Annotated in this window: 6 protein-coding genes; 5 read left to right on the top strand and 1 reads right to left on the bottom strand. The window is 62.7% G+C overall.

Annotation, left to right across the window (positions count from 1 at the left end; genetic code table 11):
• Positions 1-292: 292 nt before the first annotated feature.
• Genes J2W94_RS12315 through J2W94_RS12305 form a run of 3 tightly spaced genes read left to right on the top strand, consistent with a single transcriptional unit; the run spans position 293 to position 13,318 of the window.
• Positions 293-7,492, top strand: coding sequence for an OmpA family protein (locus J2W94_RS12315; protein WP_310093781.1), 7,200 nt, complete (start codon positions 293-295; stop codon positions 7,490-7,492).
• 21 nt (positions 7,493-7,513) lie between these two features.
• Complete coding sequence (locus J2W94_RS12310) at positions 7,514-11,203, top strand: hypothetical protein (protein ID WP_310093778.1); 3,690 nt, start codon at positions 7,514-7,516, stop codon at positions 11,201-11,203.
• Positions 11,204-11,257: 54 nt separating this feature from the next.
• Entirely contained in the window at positions 11,258-13,318 is a 2,061-nt protein-coding gene (locus J2W94_RS12305; protein WP_310093775.1) for a CshA/CshB family fibrillar adhesin-related protein, read from the top strand.
• Between the two features lie 1,845 nt (positions 13,319-15,163).
• On the opposite strand, the gene J2W94_RS12295 is transcribed toward J2W94_RS12305, so the two are convergent.
• Positions 15,164-15,559 (bottom strand): helix-turn-helix transcriptional regulator, encoded by a 396-nt coding sequence (locus J2W94_RS12295; RefSeq protein ID WP_310093772.1) that lies wholly within the window; start codon positions 15,557-15,559, stop codon positions 15,164-15,166.
• Between the two features lie 297 nt (positions 15,560-15,856).
• Between J2W94_RS12295 and J2W94_RS12290 the strand changes: the two genes are divergently transcribed.
• The gene (locus J2W94_RS12290; protein WP_310093769.1) at positions 15,857-16,636 is read left to right on the top strand and encodes a rhodanese-like domain-containing protein; all 780 of its coding nucleotides are present in this window, start codon (positions 15,857-15,859) and stop codon (positions 16,634-16,636) included.
• Positions 16,637-16,730: 94 nt separating this feature from the next.
• On the top strand, positions 16,731-19,347 hold a 2,617-nt coding region (locus J2W94_RS12285; protein WP_310093767.1), incomplete at its 3' end, for a hypothetical protein.

Below are 19,347 nucleotides of genomic sequence, written 5' to 3'. Positions count from 1 at the left end.
TCCGGGGCAGGCACATCAACTGTGCCGCCCTGCATTGCTGCAGATCCATCCTTCTCTGTTTGTAGATCTTGCGGCGATCCCTTGCGGGTGGCCGTGGGTTTCAGTGCGTTGGCTTTGACGTCTGGAGCCTGCGGAGAGAAATAGTTGGGTGATTTCACCAGAACGCTGGTGACATCAAAAAGGACGCTCCATCACAGCCACGCTGTATGCGAGCCACTTAAACGTAAAAGGTGCAGGCCTTCGATGGCTGCGCTTGATGGGGAGCGGTTGGGTGAATCTGGGTAATCTTTGGATGGCCGCTGGCCGTCGTTTTGCTGTGTCGGCCTTGTTGTTTCTGATTGCGCTCGGCACGAGTCAAGCAGCGTTGGCGCAGAACGCGGTCAATACCGTGGTGATCACGCCTCCGACAGGCATGGACGATTCGGGCGCCGGCAACAATACGGCGACGGACGACGATCCGATCGTCTTGGCGGCGCCGCAGCTCACGCTGACCAAAACCCACAGTGCCGCTTTCCTGGTCGGCACCAACGGCGTCTACACACTGACCCTCAGCAACACCAGTAGCGGACCGACCGCAGCACCTACCGCCGGCACCATCACCGTAGAAGATACATTGCCCACGGGCCTGAGCTACGTCTCGGCGACCGGCACTGGCTGGACCTGCGCTCCGGCGGGGCAGGTCGTTACCTGCAACACCACTGCCGTGATTGCATCCCAGACTTCGGCTCCGGTCATCACCTTGACTGTCGCGGTGGCTGCCGCGGCTGCGCCGAACGTCACCAACACCGCACGCGCGAGCGGCGGTGGGGACCCCACCTGTCCGGCCAGCGGCGCCACCCAGCCGCGCTGCAACCCGAGCGATCCGACTCCGGTAAGTTCGGTGCCGGTGATCAATTTCTGCACCGCCAACACGGTCTACAACGTCACCCAATCCACGCCCCCGCCGGGCGCGACGAGGGTCGGCAATTTCTACCGCTTCGACCTTAGCGGTACCGACACCCTGGTGCCTGCGCTGGATCTGCCGGTTGCCCCGGCGACGACGAACTTCAACGCTCTGATGATCGATCCGGTCAGGAATCGGCTGTTGGTCATCAGCTATGCGGGTGGTGATGCGCAGCTGTGGGCCTACGATCCGGCCAACGGCGGCTGGTACCAGGCCGCTCCGCCGATGACATCCGTGGACCTGCCGCGGGCGGGCATGACGCCTTCCGGCATCGGCTACCTCATGGCCGGCAACGACGCTACTCCGGAAGTCTGGAGCGTCACCGCGTCGGGCGCGTTCGATTACACGATCACCCCGCTCGGCGAGTTGTCCTTCGATTTCCCCCCGAGCGGTACCGGTATCGGTTCGGGCGATATGGCCTTCGACGCGGCCAGCAACGGCTGGATGAGCGTCGGTCAGGACATCTACAAGATCGACTTCTCGACCTTGGATGCCGTGCGTCAGCAGCGCCCGCTGCTGAACGGTTCGCCGAGCACGATCGGATGGGCCGGCGTGGCTTTCGGCAACGATGACCGTTTGTATCTGGCGACCAACGGAACGGCGAACGCCTACTACGCGCTCGATTTCCGTACCGGCGCGATCACTCAAGTCGGACAGAGCGCCGTGAGCCAAGCACGCGACTTGGCGTCTTGCGCGTTCCCGGCCGCGCCGCAACCGGCCGAGTTGCGCGTGACGAAGACGCTTGGTCTGGTCAACGGCGCGCCTTACGTCGCTGGCGCAGCCGTCAAGCCCAACGACCTGCTGACCTATCACATCGAAATCGCGCATGCCGGCGGCGATCTGGCCGCGACCCTGTTCCCCGGCGACATCGTCGACAGTCCGCTTCCGGCGAATACGACCTATGTCGCCGCAGGAAACGACTTCACCTGTGCGGGCGCGAGCTGCAGCAACACGAATACGGTCAACATCGCGGCCGGCACCAGCGAGACGCTGGACTTCGTAACCCGAGTCGACGATCCGCTGCCGGCCAACCTGGCCAGCATCTCCAATGCAGTGGCGGTGAAGGGCGTGGACTGCGCGGCGGCTGGCAACACCTGCGTCGCGACCACACCCATTGCGCCGGTAGTCACGGTGACGAAGACGTCGAACCCGACCAGCGGCGACACCGTGACGCCGGGCGATACGATCAACTACACCTTGACCGTGACGGTCGCCAATTCGGCGACGACTGGCGCTGTGACGCTGACCGATACGCTGAGCGCGGGCCAGACGCCAGGCGCGATGCCCAGCGGTTGCTCGGTTGCCGCGCAGGTCGTGACCTGCGTGTTGAACACCGGGGCCGCAGTGGGCAACCACACGTTCGTCTACCCCGCAACGGTGAATGCTGGTGCGACCGGTTCGGTCGGCAACAGCGTCGTGCCCAGCGGTACCGATAATCCCACTTGCGCGGTCGGCGCTTGCGCGACCACGCATCCGATTGTTTCGCCGACGGTCACCGTGTCGAAGGCATCCAATCCGGTCAGCGGAAGCACGGTCAATCCGGGCGACACGATCCAGTACACGCTGACGGTGAACGTCGCCAATTCGTCGACCACCGATGATGTGACGCTGACCGATACGCTGAGCGCGGGCCAGACGCTAGGTGCGCTGCCGACCGGCTGCACGGCTGCGAGCCAGGTCGTGACCTGCGTGCTTGCGGGCGGTGCCTTGCCGAGCGGCAGTCCGTACTCCTTTACCTACAGCGCCACCGTTAATGCGGATGCGACCGGCTCGATCGGCAACGTCGTCCTGCCGAGCGGTCCCGACAACCCGACTTGCGTGGCCGGCGCTTGCGCGACCACGCATACGATCGTTTCGCCGACGATCACCGTGTCGAAGGCATCCAATCCGGTCAGCGGCAGTACGGTCAATCCAGGCGACACGGTCCAGTACACGCTGACGGTAAACGTCGCCAATTCGTCGACCACCGGCGATGTCACTTTGACCGACACATTGAGCGCGGGTCAGACGCTGGGCGCAATGCCGACCGGCTGCACAGCTGCGAGCCAGGTCGTGACCTGCGTGCTTGCGGGCGGTGCCTTGCCGAGCGGCAGTCCGTACACCTTCACCTACAGCGCCACCGTTAATGCGAATGCGACCGGCTCGATCAGCAATGCCGTCGTGCCGAGCGGTCCGGATAATCCGACTTGCATCGCGGGCGGTTGCGCGACCACGCATACCCTCGTCGCACCGGGCGTCACCGTTTTCAAATCGTCGAATCCGGCCAGCGGCACGGTCGTCGATCCCGGCGACACGATCCAGTACACGCTGACGGTGAATGTCGTCAATTCGGCGACCACCGGCGCTGTGACGCTGACCGATACGCTGAGCTCGGGCCAGACGCTGGGCGTGATGCCGGCCGGTTGCACCGCTGCGGGCCAGGTCGTGACCTGTGTGCTTGCGGGCGGCGCGTTGCCGAGCGGCAGTCCGTACACCTTCGCCTATAACGCCACCGTTAATGCCAATGCGACCGGCTCGATCGGCAACGTCGTGGTGCCGAGCGGCCCCGACAATCCGACTTGTGCGGTGGGTGGTTGCACGACCACGCATACGATCGTGGCGCCGGCCGTCACCGTCTCCAAGGCGTCCAATCCGGCCAGTGGCACGACCGTGAATCCCGGCGACGCCATCCAATACACCTTGACGGTCAACGTCGCCAATTCGGCCACGATTGGCGTCGTCACCCTGACCGACACGCTGAGCGCGGGCCAGACACTAGGCACGCTGCCGGCCGGCTGCACGCCTGCGGGCCAGGTGGTGACCTGCACGCTCGCCGCCAATTCCTTGCCGGGCAACTACATCTTCACCTATCCGGTGACCGTCGATGCCGATGCAGTCGGTTCGATCGGCAACAATGTCGTGCCCAGCGGTCCGGACAATCCGACTTGCGCGCCAGCCGGTTGCACGACCACGCACTCGATCGTCGCGACGGCCGTGGTGGTGTCCAAGTCGTCGAATCCCGCGTCCGGCACGACCGTGAGCCCAGGCGACACCATCCAGTACACGCTGACGGTAGACGTCACCCAGTCGGCTACTACCGCAGCGGTCACCCTGACCGATACGCTGAGCGCCGGCCAGACGCTGGGTACGCTTCCGGCGGGTTGTGCTGCGTCGGGTCGGGTCGTGACCTGCACGCTGGCGCCCGGCGCCTTGCCCAGTGGCAGTCCGTACACCTTCGTCTACAGCGCGACGGTCGATGCCAGCGCGACCGGTTCGATCAACAACAGTGTCGTGCCCAGCGGCCCGGATAATCCGGTCTGCTCGTCGAGCGGATGCGCGACCACGCATCAGATCGTGCCGACCGTGGTGACGGTGGCCAAGTCTTCGAACCCGGCCAGTGGCACGACCGTCGATCCGGGCGACACGATCGGCTATACCTTGACGGTCAACGTCGCCAATTCGGCCACGACTGGCGCCGTTACCCTGACCGACACGCTCAGTGCCGGCCAGACGCTGGGCACTTTGCCGGCCGGCTGTTCCGCGGCAGTACGAGTGGTGACTTGCGTACTGGGTGCCGGTGCGCTGCCGGGCAGCCACACCTTCGCCTACGCGGTCACGGTCGACTCCAACGCGACCGGCTCTATCGGTAACAACGTCGTGCCGAGCGGCACCGACAATCCGACTTGTGCGGCAGGCGGTTGCACGACCACGCATACGATCATCGCCACGGCGGTGACGGTGGCCAAATCGTCCAATCCGGCCAGCGGCAGCACGGTCGCCCCGGGCGATACGATCCAGTACACGTTGACTGCGACCGTCGCCAATTCGGCGACCACCGCGCCCGTCGTCCTGACCGACACGCTAAGTGCCGGACAGACCTTCGGCACCCTGCCTGCAGGTTGCACAGCGGCGGGGCAGGTAGCGACCTGCACGCTTGCCGCGGGAAGTTTGCCGGGCAATCACACGTTCGTTTATCCGGTCACGGTCGATGCGAATGCGACTGGTTCGGTCGGCAACAACGTGGTGCCGAGCGGTCCCGACAACCCGACCTGCACCGCAGGTGGCTGCACCACCACGCATACGATCATCGAGCCGCGAGTCACGGTAGCCAAATCTTCCAACCCGGCCAGCGGCACCACGGTGAACGCCGGCGACGTGATCACCTACACCGTCACCGCCACCGTCGCCAATTCGGCGACCCTGACGCCGGTGGTGCTGGCCGACACGCTGAGCGGCGCCCATAGCCTGACCGGCACGCCCAGCGTGCCTGCGGGCGGCGCCTGCACGGCTACCGCGAGTGGCCTGCAATGCACGCTCGCTGCCGGTTCGCTTCCGGGCAACTACGCCTTTGTTTACCAGACCGTCGTCGCGGCCACGGCCAGCGGCGCGGTCGGCAATAACGTCGCTGCGACCGGCGGCGGCCCGACCGCGCCCGAATGCACCAGCTGCAGCACCAATCATCCGATCGCCACGCCAGTGGTGGACGCGTCCAAGAGCTCCGCGCCCGGTAACGGCAGCACGGTCAACATCGGCGACACGATCCAGTACACGCTGACCGTGACGGTGGCCAATGCCGCGGTCACCCAGCCGGTCGTGTTGACCGATACGCCTGGAGTGGGTCTGACCATCGGCGCCTTGCCTGCAGGTTGCGCCAGCAACGGCGGCAACATCGTTTGCACGCTGCCGACCGGTACGGTGCCGGGTTCCTACAGCTTCGCCTATCCGGCCACGGTCAATGCGAACGCCAACGGCAACGTCGCCAATGCGGTCGTGGCCAGCGGCGGCAGCGTTGGCGGCCAGCCTGGCTGTCTGACCTGCGCCACGGCGCACCCGGTGGTGGACGCTGCGCAACTGCGCATCGTCAAGCAGGCCAGTCCGCGCGACGTCAAGATCGGCGACCTGGTCCGCTATACCCTGACCATCGAGAACGTCGGCGCCGCCAACGTCACCGATTTCACGCTTATCGATACGCCGCCGGCAGGCTTCAGCTATGTCGCCGGTTCGCTGGCGGTGGCCGATGCCGATGGCGCCGGCAGCCTGGCCGGTACCTATCCGATCCGTGTCGAGCGACTCGACGTCCTCGTCGGCCAGCAGGCCAAGGTGCAATATCTGTTGCGCGTCGGTGCCGGCGTCCGCCCGGGCACGCATGTCAACCGCGCGCATGCCGAGGACGGCGGAAATATCGTCTCCAACGAAGCGACCGCCGAGGTGCAACTGGTCGCCGATCCGCTGCTCGACGAGTCGCTGCTGATCGGCACCGTGTTCGACGACCGCGACGGCGATGAGTGGCAGGATCGCGCTGGGTTGGAAGAGGTGCGCGTGCAGGGCGGTTTCGCGCCGAGCGCCTACGTGGCCGGTTCGACCACGCTGGATCGCGGCCAGGGCCCGGTTCCGCAAGCCGATGCCAGCGCACCGCTGCTGCACGGCTTGGACATCGGCGCGATCGCAGGACGCCAGTCCGATGCGGATCCCGTCGAAGCGCACACCGTCGTGATCGGCCAGACCTTGAACGCGCTCGTCTTCAGCGACGACTTCGTACTGACCAGCAAGCAGGGCGTAACCGTGCGCATGGATGCTGCGGGCAACACCCGCACCGAACGCAGCGGCGCGGCCGCCAAGGGCCTGACCGCCGCCGATCCCACCGTGGAACGTCGCGTCAGCCAGATCGACGGCGGCTATCGCGTCGAATACGTCATCGGCAATGCCGGCGTCGACGAGCACGGCATTCCCGGCGTGCGCATCGCGTCGGTGGAAGGTCTGCTGATCGAAACCGACCAGTTCGGCCGTTACCACCTGGAAGGCGTGGCCGGTGGTCCGTGGGAGCGCGGTCGCAACTTCATCCTCAAGGCCGATCCGGCCACCTTGCCGCCGGGCAGCGTGTTCACCGACGAAAATCCGTTGGTGCGGCGCCTGACTCCGGGCATACCGGTGCGCTTCGACTTCCCGGTCAAGTTGCCCTCCGGCCTGGTCGAAGGCGGCAAGCAACGGGTGGAAATGGAACTGGCGCAGGTGATGTTCGACGCCGGCAGCGCGCAGCTGCGTAGCGAGTTCGCACCGGTGATCGACAAGATCGTCGAGCAAGTGCTCCAGCACGGCGGTGGACAAGTGGTGATTTCCGCGAACGGCGAATCGCAGGCTCTGGCTTTCGATCGCGCACAGGCGGTACGCGCCGCATTGCTCGACAAGCTCACGCCGGAACAGGCGAAGGAAGTGGACGTTGTGCTGCGCGCCGATATCGGCGATGCCGACAGCACGTTGCTGTCGCTCGGCGAATCGGCGGTGCTCGGCACCTTCCTGTTCGACACCGACAAGGCCACGGTCAAACCCGAGTACTCGGCGCTGATCGCCAAGCTCGCGGCCCATATCCAGAGCCAGAACGGCGGTGCGATCGCGGTCGTCGGCCACGCCGATCGGCGCGGCAGCGATAGCTACAACGCCGCCCTCGGCTTGCGCCGTGCCAAGGCGGTGTTCGATGCGATTGCCGCCAGCCTCAGCCCCGAAGCGCGCGCGAAATTACGCGTCGATATCAATGAAAACCCGGCAGCCCCTGCCGGCAAACGTGGCCGATAAGGGGCGATGACGACTATGAAAATGAAATTGCTCGATTACACCCTGATCTGCCTGCTCGCCGGCGTTTCGCCGCTAGCGGCCGCACAGGAATCCTCGCAAGCAGCCGACGCCAACGCAGGCGTCAAGCCGAACGGCGGCAAGGTCGATTGCACAGGCGATACCTGCGCGCCCGACCAAGGCGTGCTGTTGCGCGTGCTCACCCGCGGCGAACGTCAGCCGATGGCCGCTGGCGATACGGCGACGACCCAGGCGTTGCAGCCGGATCGTCGCGTCACTGTCGAAGCCGAACAGCCCGGTAAGGCCGTGGTTGTCGGTAAATGGTCGGTGCAGCTGCCCAACGGCGGCGTGATCTGGGCGACCGAAGACCCGAGCCTGGGCCAACCGGAACTGAGCGTGTCGGCGCCGAGTTTCGTCGCTTTCGACGGTAGCCGCGTCACCCAGCCGGTGCGCTTCTACGTCTATAACAACTATCCGGCCTTCATCAAACGTGCCGAGATCACGATCTATCGCGCCAGCGATGCGGATCTGGTGACGCCGCTGGCCACCGTGCCGCTGCAAGTCGCCGCGGTCAGCGACGCCGAGTGGGACGGCGCTCTGCCCAACGACGTGCCGTTGCGCGCCGGCGACGAACTGCAGTACATCGTTCGCGCTTACGGCCACGACGATAAAGCCTACGACGAGACCTATCCGCGCCGTCTGCAACTGGTCAGGCCGGAAGAGGCCGAACGCGGTACACAATTGCTGCGCGGCGAAATCGAAAGCAAGTTAGGCACCGCCTTCAGTACGGCCCAGGCCCAGGAGCAGAGCCTGATCGAAGATGCCTTCGGCCAGAACAGTCTGCGCCAGCAGAACATCGGCATCTATGGTTCGCGCATCCGCATCCAGGGACGCAATATTCCGGAAGGCTATTCGCTGACCATCGACGGCAAGAGCCAGCCGGTCGACATGGAACGCAAACTGGTGGCGGAGTATCTGGTGCCGATTGGCCAGCACCAGTTCGCCATCGAAATGAATGGCCCCGAGCAGAGGACGATCAAGCACACGCTGGATGTCGACGTCAGCGGTCGCTACATGTTCGCGGTCGCCATCGCCGACCTGACCGCATCGGGCAACGAGGTCAGCGGTTCGGTCGAACCGTTGGCGGCGGACGACCGTTTCGACGACAGCTTCCTGCTCGAAGGCCGCCTGGCGTTCTATCTGAAAGGCAAGGTCAAGGGCAAATACCTGATCACCGCGCAAGCCGATACCCAGGAGCGCGAGGTCAGCGAACTGTTCAGCGGTTTTTGGGACGCGGATCCGCAGGATATTTTCCGTCGCCTCGATCCGGACCTGTATTACCCGGTGTACGGCGACGATTCCACCACCTACCGCGACGTCGATACCCAGGGTCGCCTGTACATGCGGGTGGACTGGGATAAGAACCAGGCGCTGTGGGGCAACTTCAATACCGGCATCACCGGCACCGAATACGGCCAGTATTCCCGTGCGCTGTACGGCGGTGCCTTCAATTGGCGTTCCCAGCGCAACACGCCGGTCGGCGAGCCGGGCAGCGAATTCCGCGCCTTCGGTTCGCAGGCGCAGACCGCACCGGGCCATAGCGAGTTCATCGGCACCGGCGGCAGCTTGTACTACCTCAAGCACACCGACGTGTTGCCCGGTTCGGACCGGCTGGTACTGGAGATCCGCGACGGCACCACCGGCCGCGTGGAAAAGCGCGTCGAACTGCTGCGTGGCGCCGATTACGAGATCGACGAACTGCAGGGCCGCGTGTTGTTGACGCGTCCGTTGGCCCAGGTCACGCGTGAGAATATTCCCACGCTGACCCGCGACGCTCCGCTCGATGGCTTCACCCAGGCGCTGCTGGCCGATTACGAATACGTGCCTTCTGGTTTCGATCCCGATGAACTGACCGTGGGCTTCCGCGGCAAACATTGGTTCGGCGACCATCTGGCGGTCGGCGCGACCTATGTCGATGAGAACCGTGCGGGCGAGGATTACTCCCTGCGCGGGGCCGACCTCACGCTGCAAGCCGGCCGCGGCACCTATCTGAAACTGGAACAGGCGACCTCGAAAGCAACCAGTGTTCCGGTGTTCTTCTCCGACAACGGCGGTTTGAGCTTCACCGAGCTCAATTCGGGGCTGGGCGCGCGCGATGGCGATGCCAGCAGCGTGGAAGCGCGGGCCAATCTGAAAGAGCTGGGTTGGACCAAGCGCGACTGGTCGGCCGGTGCCTGGTGGCGCCAGACCGATGCCGGTTTCTCGGTCGCGCGTTTCGATCAGGGTTTGAAAGTCGAAGAGCAGGGCGCCGAAGTACTGGGCATGGTCACCGACGATTTCCAGATCTATTCGCGTTACAGCCGCGCCGAGCGCGGTTTGGAATCGCTGACCCAGGCGCAGCTCACCGGCGAATGGCGCATCAACGACGCCAGCACGCTCAGCGCCGAATTGCGCCGGATCGATGAGGACCAGAATGCGGGCGACGCCATCGGTACGCTGGCGGCCATCCGCTACCTGCGGCGCATCGGCAGCAAAGTGGAGCTGTACGGCACCGCACAGGTGACGGTCGACGACGACGGCGGCAAGTACGCCGACAACGACGCGCTGACCTTGGGTGGCAAGTACCTGTTCGGAGACCTGTCGACGGTCGGCGCCGAAGTCACCAGCGGCGATCGCGGCGACGCGGCGCAGGTGAACGCCGAGTATCGTCTGTCGCCGGAACATTCGTTGTACGGCGCCTACACCTATTCGACCGACACCACCGACTACGATCCGCTGTTCAACAACCGGCTCAACTCAGGCTGGACGTTGGGCCAGCGCTGGCGTTTGTCGAACCAGGTCAACCTGTTCAACGAAAGCCAGTTCCTGAAAGCGCCCGGCGAATCCGGCCTTGCGCACACCTTCGGCATGGATTTCTATCCGGGCCAGGGCTGGAACCTGGGCTTCACGCTGCAGACCGCCGAGTTGGACAACAGCGTCGGCCAGGTCGACCGCAATGCGATCAGCATCAGCGGCGGCCGCACCTCGGTCGACACGCAATGGCAGAGCAAGCTGGAATTCCGCCGCGATACCGGCGCCGAACGCCGGGAACAGTGGGTCACCACCCACCGTTTACTGCACAAGTTCAACGAAAGTTTCCGAATTGCGGCGCGTCTCAACTATTCAGAAACCGAAGATCAGCTGGCGACCGCGGCGGGTGCGAAGTTCGTCGAAGGCAATCTGGGCTTCGCCTGGCGTCCGTTCGATTCCACCCGCTGGGCGCTGTTGGGCAAGTACACCTATCTGTACGACGTGTCGTCGATGCAGCAAGTCGGCGATAACTTCGCCTTCTACGACCAGCGTAGCCAGGTGCTATCGCTCGAAGGCGTCTACAACCCGGATAATCGTCTGGAACTGGCCGCTAAGCTGATGCGGCGTGAAGGCGAAGTGCGTTATGGACGCTTGACCGGGCAGTGGGCCGACTCGGCCGCGACGTTCGCCGCTGGGCAGATCCGTTACGAGTTCGGCGACGACTGGCACGCGCTGGCCGAATACCGGTGGCTGGATGTGACCGACGGCGGCACGCGGCAAGGTTTTCTGGCTGGGATCGATCGCGACCTCGGCGCCAACTTCCGGGTCGGCGTGGGTTACAACTTCACCGATTTCAGCGACGACTTGACCGATTTCGATTACGACCACAAGGGTTGGTTCCTCAACCTGGTCGGCAAATACTGATATGAATCGACTTTCGGTGGAAGCGCCGGAGGTCTGCTTAAGGGGATGGATGTGATGCGGTCGAAAATAACAAGCTGGACATCGAAGCGCGCGAGCCGCGCGGCCTTTTGCGCGCTGTTGCTGTTGGCGGTGATAGCGCCGGCACAGGCGCAGTTCGCCACCGGCGGTACGGGCGCGCACCGCGGACGCATCTTCTGGGTGGACTGGGGCACCAACGGGGAAAATGTGTTCGCCGGCAAAACGATCACGCGTGGCTTCAATGTCGGCACGCCGGCATCGGCCGCCAACCGGCTCGACATTACCTGCACGCTGAGCAACGCTGCACGTACGGCCGGCACCGGCAACGGCCTGTTCGTTTACAACCCGGGCAGCTGGCAGGGCGACGGCCTCGACGACCTGTACAACATCGGCGGCAACCAACCGGGGCAGGGCGCCAACCCCAATACGCTGAGCGTGGGCCTGGCGACGCCGGGCAGCACGACGGTCGAGTTCGACTTCTCATGCAGCGCCACTCTGGGCGGCGCGCCCTTTGCACTCAGCGGTTTGGTGTTCGCGGACGCCGAGGCCAGCGGCGGCAGTGAGTACGTCGCGGCGCGCCTGACCAACGGTGGCACGTTGCGAGTGATCGACGAGATCGCCCAATGCCGCGGCGGCAATACCAATATCCGCTCCACGGTCACCGTGACCGGAAGCCCACAGGAAGTCCGCTTCGCCGGTCCGCCCGGTCCGGCCCCCGCGGTCAGTTGCGAGAACAATGCCACGCCTTCGCTGCGCGCAGGCCCGGCCCTGGTCGGCTTCATCGACGGCGCTTTGTCGGCTCGAGTGATCGCGCGGGGCGGCGGTGTTTCCGCGGTCGCCGTGGGCGCGGTGATCGACCTTGAGTTCTCCGAGGCCATTCCCGCCTCCTACGGTAGCGCCGCTGTACACGTGCTCAATACCAATTGGGCCGGTGGCATCGCGGTCACCGGTGGGGATTACAACAACCGGGCCAACCTGGCAGCGGTAGTGCCCGGCGTGCGCCTGGGCCCGACCATCGAGCCGGATCCCGATGCCGATGGCTCGATCGGCGGTTCCGACGTCGATGGCTTGCCCAAGACCACGGGCCCATTGGGAGGCGGTTACGCCAATGTACCGCCGCCGAGCGGTACGGCCGGCAGCAGCAGCTATACGATCTCGAATGTCGCCTGCGTCGGGCCGGCGTGGGTGCGGGGCTGGATCGACTTCGACGGCAATGGCAGCTTCGATGCCGACGAGGGTTCGGAGCCCGTGGAGTGTCTGGACAGCAGTGGTGCCGGTCAGGTCGCGCTCACTTGGACGACTATCCCGGCCGATTATGCGATGCAGGCGACAAGCTACATGCGCCTGCGCCTGGCCCCGGACGAAGGCGACGTGCAGAATCCCACCGGCCTGGCAACCAACGGCGAGGTCGAGGATTACCGGTTGGCCCTGCCGCAATTGGCGCCGACCGTGACCCTCGCCAAAATCACTACGGGTGGCGTGGGTACGTTTACCTTCAGCGGCGACAACGGCATCGCGGCGCAGAGTCTGACCACCACGGCGACCAACACCGCGGTCACCGGTGCGGCGCAGTCGCTGTCGGCGGCGGGCACGCCCACCACGCTTACCGAAAATCCGGCGACCGGTTTCGTACTGAAAAGCATCGTGTGCACCGGCTTGGGCGCGGGCGGCACAGCCACGCCGAACCTGGCAGCAGGTACGGTTCTTCTGGATGCGGCGGCGACGACGTCGGACGCCAATATCACCTGCACGTTCACCAATGCGGCCGCCACCGATTTGCGGATCACCAAGACCAACACGCCAACCGACGGACCCGCGGACCGCACCGACGACACCGTGCCGGCCGGCCCCCGCCAGTACACCATCGTCGCCACGAATTTGGGACCGAATGCGGCGGACGGCGCAGTCGTACAGGATACGGCGGTATCAGGGTTGACCTGCAACAGCGCAGTTTGCGGTTCGGAAACCAATGGCGCCGCATGTCCTGCCGCGACGGGAGGCCCCTTAGCCACCGCGCTGCAAACCGGTATCGCCATACCGACGTTGCCGGTGAACGGAAGCGTGACCTTCACGCTGACCTGCACCGTCACGCCCTAAGCGTAGAAACGAAGACGCCAAGCGAGCCGCCAGAGCAGCGCTCGCTTGGCTTGATGATTCAAGCTGTAGTCGCTTCTCGACATGCAGCGAATTCGGCGCAAGAAAATACTTTCTGGCGCGACCTGACCGACCGTTACACGCTCAGCCGTCATCCAGTGTCGGCATTTGATTGTTGCCGACGTCCACTTCGGACCGAGACAGCCACTAGTCCCTGAGTGCAAAGATTCGTCTGGACTGCTGCGGACACAAAAAAGGCCGAAACCCTAGAGTCACGGCCTTTCATGTACTTCATCGAACTTCCCTGGACCACCTATTGGTGGAGCGGAGGGCAATCAAAAAGCCGTCCAGGAGGCCCAATTTGCGCGGACTTCTGCCAAGCCTACAGTTTGTTGCCCCCATAGTTGCCCCCCTGGTGCTAGGGACTAATAAGGGTGCACAACGTGGCATGGCGTCGCTGCCTGAGCCGTCGTAGCTTGCAGCATAACGGTACCGTCGCGCATACCTTGTCCGGGCATTGGGCATTGGGCATTGGTCGGCTGGGAGCTACCCCTGATATTTCGGACACCAAAAAGCGAGGACGATCCTCGTACCGAGGTGTTCGGCGTGACTTGGTGAGCGACTGGGGCACGTGACTGACGTCGCCAGTCGGCAAACACAATTTGCACCACGGGCGTGCGGTTGGCCTTCGTACATGATGGCCTTCAAATCTAGTGACCCCATCGGAAAGAGGTTACAAAGGTTACATGCCATAAAAATGTTCTATTTAATCCATATATTCAATGGGTTAGATAAGCCTTTGCAAGGTTACATTGGGGTAACATTTTGGTTATCAGGTAACCTTACGGGAAGGTTACCTTTAACAATCTGGAATCCCTTTCAAATCAATGAAGTAACCTCTGGCCTCCCAAAAGGTAACCCCGATGTAACCCCTCAGGGTTATCTATTTGTTTACTTTAAATTCAATCAGATAACCCCACATCCGGGCGACAGGTAACCAGATAACCCTTTCCCGGTGGGCACCTCTAAAAAATGGGCTGGGCTGCTTCCTCGCCATAGGCCGCCTGACAGGCCTTTCCAGCCGCCCTTTCTTGCCGGGTTCCGCAGGCATGTTCGTAACCCCAGAAGGCCCAGAAACGCCCGGACAGGGCCGCTGCTTTGGCGGTCGCCGGGATGCAGAAAATGGGGCCTATATAGACCGCAGGCGTGGCGGGGTGACGACTGCGCGCGCCGGGTATGGGGTGACCATCTCGTCCTTTTTTCGGGCAGCTTGGGCTGGTTCCCGCCAGCTGATCGGGCTATGCGTTGGCCAGACGCTCGCGGGCGATGTCGGCGTAGTGCTGGGTCATCTCGCAGCCGACCCAGGCGTGGCCCTCAAGTTGCGAGGCCAGCAACTTCGTGCCGGATCCAGCGAATAGGATCGAGGCTCCTTCTGCCCTCTTCGCAGATCCGCGCAGCTGGCGCACCGATCGCAACTGACTGACCGGATTGAGAGGACCTGCGCCAGAGCCGGCCAGTCAGTGCCCAGCCGAGCGAACTTGAGTTGCTCGCACTTCTCTGCGATTCGATTTAAGAGGTGGTCCATGGGTGTCATGGGACACTTGCGGGCCTTCATTGCGCCTAAGTTCGCGACCAAGACGCAGCCTTCAGTGTGTTGCATCGACCAGTTGAATCCGCGACCTCAAGCGGTTGATCACCTGATGAGCGCGCTTGCATTGTCGCCGCACGACTCAGCTACCGGCGGAAGAACGCGTGCTATTTGACCCAGTGAAGTGGTCCAGCAGCATCCGTTAAGGAAAAACTCGCGGGCACAGTGCAAAGGTATTGCTTAGTGATGCTGACATTCTATTATTCGGCTCGCCCCTTCCCGCGCTTCGCATGCTGAGCAGAAACGAACACTTCGACTAGTTCCATGAGAAGGTTTTGCGAGCGATGCGATAGTTTCCGAAACTGTGCGAGCAGTTCTCGCTCGAGTGGGGTGTCTACCAGTTCTCCGTCGACCGCCAGCACATCCATCTCCGGGTCGTGACCCAATTGCATGGTTCCTCGGCCGGTGGCCAGCCATTCCACCGATACGTTCGTGGCCTTGGCGATTGAAATCATGTTTGCGATCGCCGGTTGGACCGGGCCTGCCGATTCCCAATTGGAAACTGCGCTTCGTTGCACCCCTACGAGTTCTGCCAATGCTTCCTGAGAGAGCTTCTTCTTTCGTCGTAGCGTTCGTATACGTTGAGACAGCGTCATGCATGTGCCTTAGCAAGAAATGGTTATAAAGAAATAATTAGCAAGAAATGGTGAGAAAGACAGTGACTTAAACATGACAGTAGATCTGGCTCAAAGATGTCCATTTCTGTTGTCATTCGGAAAATATATCTGCTAAAAGTTGCGAAATAAGTGCCGAAGACAGCAGAACTGGCGATCAGCTTTCATTTCGATATCTTCTCAATCGTCTTACAAGTCGGCACCATCTAGTGACGACTGCTTGGCGAGGGGGAACTTGCCCAGTTTAGTCAGGGAAATGGATTTTCAGGGGGTTCCACCGTGCTTATCGTCAAAGCAGGCGCATGCCGCGCCGCGCTATTGGTTTTGTTTTGCCTTGTATATTTCCAAGCCAGTGCCCAAGCCGCAATGGGTGCTACTGCGCAGGTGCTGTCTGGCGCCCAAGGGGCCGTGGCATCCGATCGTTCGGTCGATCTGGAAATCACACCTGAAGGGGTCTTGGCGCTCAAAGCCAGTGGAACCCCTTACCTGCTTGTCGATGCGGATGCGGATAGCCTGCATGCGCCAACTTCTGGGCCTGTACGGATCATTTACTACGCCCGTACGCCGGCGTTCCGCTCAGCGCAACTGCTTGCTCTGCGCGATAGGAATGCTGCTCCTATGGCAGTTGAGCCCAGTCAGCGGTTAACTGGAACGCCGCTGGAATGGGAACGACTAAAGCTTCCCATGGGTCAGCCGTTCGATCAGAACGATCCGATTCCGCTCACGCCACGACAGCTTTCGCAGGCAATGAGAGATGAGGTCGACCTCCAGATCATCGATCTCCGGCCGTCTTCTGGCGAACAGCAAGGCATTGTGGAGTTCGCAAACTCTTTGCGCGTTCTGCCCGATCAATTGTCTGCCGAAAGCAAAAAGCTCTCCCAGCAGCGATGGACAGTCGTGGTTGACGGAGCAGGTGGGATGTCACGCAACGCCGCCGGGGAGCTGAAAAGACAGGGCTTCCGCTTGGCGACTTACCTAGCGGGCGGATATTCGGCATGGGTTGCTGCGAAGGATCGGGATCTGGGGCCTTCAATACCTCCGCTGTGCGCAAAACCTTGACCGTCGTTACCCGTATTCGGCACCGGCACACGGCGTTTTCGCCTCTGTTGGCTGTCGCGCTTCGCTCATCCTAATTATCGACAGGCGCTTATTCATGGCAGTGCGCAGCAAACAGGAAGTGGCATCGAAGAGTCCGATGGCTTGGCCAACTCTGGCGATGCGCGCGGCGTCCAATCTTCTTAGCTTGCTGGCGTTGTCGCTAGGCTTGGTGGCGCAAGCCTATGCGGACACTCCTGTCCAGGGTGCTATTGCCGTCGACACGCAATGGACCGTGGATTCGGCGCCGTACGTGTTGACAGGTGATGTTGTGGTGCAGGGTGGCGCCACCTTGACCATATCGCCGGGCGTCGTGGTCTATATGGCGCAGGGCTCGGGCTTGCGAATCCAGTCCGGCAGCGTGCGGGCGAACGGAACCAGCGCGAGTCCGGTTCGCGTGCTATCCGACAAGGTGAGGTTAGGGCAGCCTGCAACACCGGGCGATTGGAATCAGTGGGTGTTCACCACAGGCACGGTGAATACCCGGCTCGACTACGTGAGCTTCGCCCATGGCCGAGGACTGGTGGTCAATGGGTCTGCTCCCGTGTTCAACCATCTGAAAATAGAAAATCAGCTTGGCCCGGCCGTCGAGATCGATCTGGCGGCTTCGCCCAGCGGCGTGGGCAATTCAGCTTCGGGCAACACCTTCAACGCAGTGGCCGTGCCGGCGGGGGACATTGCAGGAAACGTACGTTGGGGCTTGCGCGGCATACCCTACCTGGTGCGTACGGGGATGGTTTCGGTAGGGGCCTCGCCGACAATCAACAGCATTTCTCCTGCCGCAATCCAGCAGGGTGAAACGGCGACTTACACATTGACTGGTACGAGGCTGACTGGGTTCACCGAACTTGGCTTCGAGCAAGCCGGGCTAAGCGCACAGCTCCTTCCAGGAGCAACCGCCACGCAAGCCCAGTTCACGATCAGCGCAACTGCTGAGACACCCGTCGGCTCCGCACTCTTGTTGGCAATGACCGATGCGGGGTTGGCGAAGTCCGGCCCGCTAGAGGTCACTCAGGCGCAGCCGACATTGACGAGTCTGAGTCCGGCCAAGTTGTTCACTGGACAGGGCTCGGTTTCTGTTGCCGTAGTCGGCCGGGGCTTTTTGCCTACCTCGAAAGTGATCGTGGGCGGCAACGAAGTCGCCACGACGTATCAATCGGCGACTGAAGCGATCGCGATGATCGAGGCTCCTGCTGCGGCAGCCAACCTGAGCGTGGCCATGCGCACGCCAGACCCGCTTTCTCCTGCCGAATTCCTGACTTCCAACTCGCTGTTGCTGCCGGTGGAGACCGCGAAGCTATCGCTCAAGCCTGCCAGCGCCACCGTGGCCAATGGTTTCAGTCGCACCTTCACCGTCGGAATACCGTATCCAGCGCCCAGTGGTGGCATGACCGTCGCTTTGGTCTCCAGTGTTCCCTCGGTCGGTTCGGTACCGTCGACGGCACTGGTGCCAGCCGGGCAGACGACTGCTGACGTTAGCTTGAATGCTACTGGCCTGGGCGGCACCGTGCTGACCGCCAGCAAGGTCGGCTTCGTGAGCGCCCAGTCTTCGGTGACGGTGGTGGCGCCGCCGACCCTGACCCTGTCTCCCGCGTCTCTTTCGGTCGGACAAGGGCGCAGCGTCGAGTTTACGTTGCAGTCGAGCGTCGCTGCCGGGCCCTCCGGACTGGAAGTGAGTCTGGTCAGCAGCGATCCCGCAGTAGTGTCGGTACCAGCTGCCGTCAACATCGCCTCCGGCAGCAAGATCGCAACGGTAACGGTCACCACCGCATCGCTCGGCAACGCTACCCTCACTGCACAAGCGTTCGAGTATGCCGGAGGCAGCGCAGCCATCTCCGTTCGTCCAGCTTCGATCCTGTTGCCCGAAGGAGCACTCGTCGCTCCCGGGCTGACGCGCTCGCTGCCTTTGACTTTGTCCGATCCGGCGCCTGCGGGCGGACTGCTTGTTGCCCTGCAGAGTAGCAATCCGAGCATTGCCAGCGTGCCAGCAACCTTCACGGTTCCAGCAGGCGAGACGGCCGCCAATTTCAATCTGACCGGCGTTGCCGTCGGCAGCGTAAATCTGAGTGCCACCGCCATTGACTATCAGTCGGCCACCACCGCTGTGGTGGTAGAGACGGTAAATATCGGGATTGGTAGCCCTTCGCTGAGCAATCTGTCTGTACCGGTGGAGCGCACCCATAGCTACGTGCTGACGCTGTCACGTCCAGCGCCCAGAGGCGGGGTGGTGATCGACCTGTCAACGACGAACCCCTCGATCGCAACCGTAGCACCTTCCAGTATCACAATCGCCGAGGGCGAGATCACGGGCAATGCGATGAAGTTGAGCCTGACCGGCATCACGAAGGGCGGCACTACGCTTGTCGCAAGCTCACCTGGCATGGCATCGGCAAGTCTGCCTGTAACAGTGACCGGCAAGCCGGTGTTACGCATCCGCAATGCTAATAACCAACTCACCGCCGTAGCCGGCAAAGGTATGCGTTCGTATCCGAACGAAGTATCGGTTGGTGTGACGACTGACAATTTAGCCTACCTGCCCGCACAACAACCAGGTGGCTATGTCGTAACTCTTATTAACAGTGATCCGAGCAAGTTGACGGTCCCGGAGACGGTCACGATCCCGGCCAACGAAAGCGAGGTCATTTTCCCGATCACGGGTGTGGATCTGACGTCTG

This window comes from Pseudoxanthomonas sacheonensis (assembly GCF_031455975.1).
Taxonomy (GTDB): domain Bacteria; phylum Pseudomonadota; class Gammaproteobacteria; order Xanthomonadales; family Xanthomonadaceae; genus Pseudoxanthomonas_A; species Pseudoxanthomonas_A sacheonensis_A.
Note: the sequence above shows the minus strand (reverse complement) of the source record. Positions and strands in the feature narration are given on the sequence as shown.

Bases quoted from the DNA above. Each gene is read 5' to 3' on its own strand.
- J2W94_RS12315 (WP_310093781.1), top strand. From the start codon at position 293: ATGGCCGCTGGCCGTCGTTTTGCTGTGTCGGCCTTGTTGTTTCTGATT.
- J2W94_RS12310 (WP_310093778.1), top strand. From the start codon at position 7,514: ATGAAATTGCTCGATTACACCCTGATCTGCCTGCTCGCCGGCGTTTCG.
- J2W94_RS12305 (WP_310093775.1), top strand. From the start codon at position 11,258: ATGCGGTCGAAAATAACAAGCTGGACATCGAAGCGCGCGAGCCGCGCG.
- J2W94_RS12295 (WP_310093772.1), bottom strand. From the start codon at position 15,559: ATGACGCTGTCTCAACGTATACGAACGCTACGACGAAAGAAGAAGCTC.